This window comes from Actinomadura rubrobrunea NBRC 15275, assembly GCF_001552235.1.
Taxonomy (GTDB): domain Bacteria; phylum Actinomycetota; class Actinomycetes; order Streptosporangiales; family Streptosporangiaceae; genus Spirillospora; species Spirillospora viridilutea.
In genome coordinates this window covers 1-2651 of record NZ_BCQU01000186.1, presented here as the reverse complement: position 1 = coordinate 2651, position 2651 = coordinate 1, and the positions used below count along the sequence as shown (strand labels likewise).

At 74.0% G+C, this 2651-nt stretch carries 2 protein-coding genes; one reads left to right on the top strand and one right to left on the bottom strand.

Annotation, left to right across the window (positions count from 1 at the left end; genetic code table 11):
* On the bottom strand, positions 1-1493 hold a 1493-nt coding region (ffh, locus tag AR3_RS28860; protein WP_067918775.1), incomplete at its 3' end, for a signal recognition particle protein.
* A 477-nt stretch (positions 1494-1970) separates the two neighbouring features.
* Here ffh and AR3_RS28855 point away from each other — a divergent pair.
* The coding region (locus tag AR3_RS28855; protein WP_067918773.1) for an RNA polymerase sigma factor at positions 1971-2651 on the top strand (681 nt) is incomplete at its 3' end.

Genomic DNA, 2651 nt, shown 5'->3' with positions numbered 1-2651 from the left:
CCGCCGAGGCCGCCGAGGCCGGGCGGCAGGCCCGTGGGGGCGGCCCCGTCCGGGGCGGCGGCGGGCTGCTTGGGGCCGCGCGCGGCCGCGGCGCGCTTGCGCGGGTCGCCGCTGCGCTGCTTGCCCTTCTTGTTCTTGGCCTTGGCGGCCTTGGCGGCCTTGCGGCGGCCGGGCATGCCGGGGATGCCGAGGCCGCCCGCCATCTGCCGCACCATCTTCTGCGCCTCGAAGAAGCGGGTCACCAGGCTGCTGACCTCGCCGACGGTGACGCCGGAGCCGCGCGCGATGCGGGCGCGCCGCGAGCCGTTGATGATCTTCGGGTTGCGCCGCTCCTCGGGGGTCATCGAGCGGATGATGGCGGCCACCCGGTCCAGGTCGCGGTCGTCGATCTGCTTGATCTGGTCGCGGACCTGCCCCATGCCCGGCATCATGCCCAGCAGGTTCCCGATCGGCCCGAGCTTGCGGATCATCATCATCTGCTCGAGGAAGTCCTCGAGGGTGAAGTCCTCGCCCGAGGCGAACTTGGTGGTCATCCGCTCGGCCTGGGCGGCGTCGAACGCCTGCTCGGCCTGCTCGATCAGGGTGAGGATGTCGCCCATGTCGAGGATGCGGCCGGCCATCCGGTCCGGGTGGAAGACGTTGAAGTCCTCCAGCTTCTCCCCGGTGGAGGCGAACATGATCGGACGGCCGGTGACGTGCCGCACCGACAGCGCGGCGCCGCCGCGGGCGTCGCCGTCGAGCTTGGTGAGCACGACCCCGTCGAAGCCGACGCCGTCGAGGAACGCCTGGGCGGTGGTCACCGCGTCCTGGCCGATCATCGCGTCGACGACGAAGAGGATCTCGTGCGGCCGGACGGCGTCGCGGATGTCGGCGGCCTGCCGCATCATCTCGGCGTCGACGCCGAGCCGTCCGGCGGTGTCGATGACGACCACGTCGTGCTGGGCGTGCCGGGCGTGGTCGAGCGAGCGGCGCGCCACGTCCACCGGGTCGCCGACGCCGTTGCCGGGCTCGGGCGCGAACACCGCCGCCCCGGCGCGCTCCCCCACCACCTGCAGCTGCTGGACGGCGTTGGGGCGCTGCAGGTCCGCCGCGACGAGCAGCGGCGTGTGCCCCTCCTGCTTCAGCCAACGGGCCAGCTTGCCGGCCAGCGTGGTCTTACCGGAGCCCTGCAGACCCGCGAGCATGATCACGGTGGGCGGGTTCTTGGCGAAACGGATCCGGCGCGTCTCGCCGCCGAGGATCTCGATGAGCTCCTCGTTGACGATCTTGACGACCTGCTGGGCCGGGTTCAGGGCCTGGGAGACCTCCGCGCCCCGGGCGCGTTCCTTGACCCGCGCGATGAAGTCCTTCACCACGGGCAGGGCGACGTCGGCCTCCAGCAGCGCGACGCGGATCTCGCGGGCCGTCGCGTTGATGTCGGCCTCGGAGAGCCGTCCCTTGCTGCGCAGCGACGAGAAGACCGTCGTCAACCGGTCGGAGAGCGTCTCGAACACGTCTGGACCCGTCCTTGGAGGCTTCTGGGATCGGCTATCAGAGTATCGGGTGATTGACCGCCCGCCGCCCGCTCGGCGCCGCGGAGGGGGCCATGGCCTGCGTGATCGCGCGCCGGCCTTCCCGGGTCCTGGACGCGCCGGTCGTCCCCCGCCGCGGGGCGCCGGGGCTTGCGACCGGGTCGGACAACGTCCGTACATGTCGCCTGGAGTGCTGCTTTACTGAGGTGTCCTTGCCACGAAGCGGTCCTTTGCGGAGACTTGGGTCCTCGATGTGAAGTGGTCCTTTTCTCGTGACGTGGAGTGCGGCTGCGGCGATGGAACGCGCGCCGATCCGCCCGGGGCGCCGTGCGGCCCGCGCGAGCTCGACGGCGCCGCGGACGGCGCCGCGGACGCCGCCGCACGCCCTGCGCGTCCGACCCCGACCCCCCGTTTTGAGGAAGCCTTGGTGAACACCTGGACCCGGCCGTCCGGTCGCTCATGAGCGGACGTCGGAGGGGCCGCCGCGCCGAGCCGCGGGACCCGGGGCTCGAGGCGGCGCTGCGGGCCGCGCAGGCCGGGGACGAGGCGGCGTTCCGGACGCTGTACCGGGACCTGCAGCCGCGGCTGCTGCGCTACCTGCGGGCGCTGGTCGGCCCGGAGGCCGAGGACGTGGCCGCGGACGCCTGGCTGCAGATCGCGCGCGACATCGGCTCGTTCACGGGCGACTACGACCGGTTCCGGGGGTGGGCGTCGACGGTGGCGCGGCACCGCGCGCTCGACCATCTGCGCCGGGTCAGCCGCCGTCCCGACACCAGCGCGCCGATCGACGAGCTCACCGACCTGGTGGGCGGGGACGACACCGAACGCGACGCCCTGGCGCGGCTGTCCACGGACGCGGCGGTCGCCCTGATCGCGGGCCTTCCGCAGGAGCAGGCCGAGGCGGTGCTGCTGCGGGTGGTGGTGGGCCTGGACGCCAAGGAGGCGGGACGGGTGCTGGGCAAGCGGCCCGGTGCGGTCCGGACCGCCGCCTACCGGGGCCTGCACCGGCTGGCCGAACGGCTGGCCGAGCTGTCTCCCGACCGGCGCGGCGACCGCTCCGCCGACCCGTCGTCCGGGCGCTCCGCGGACCGGCGCGACGCCGACCGCGCGGCCGCCGCGGAGCGGCCCGCGCGGGCGCCG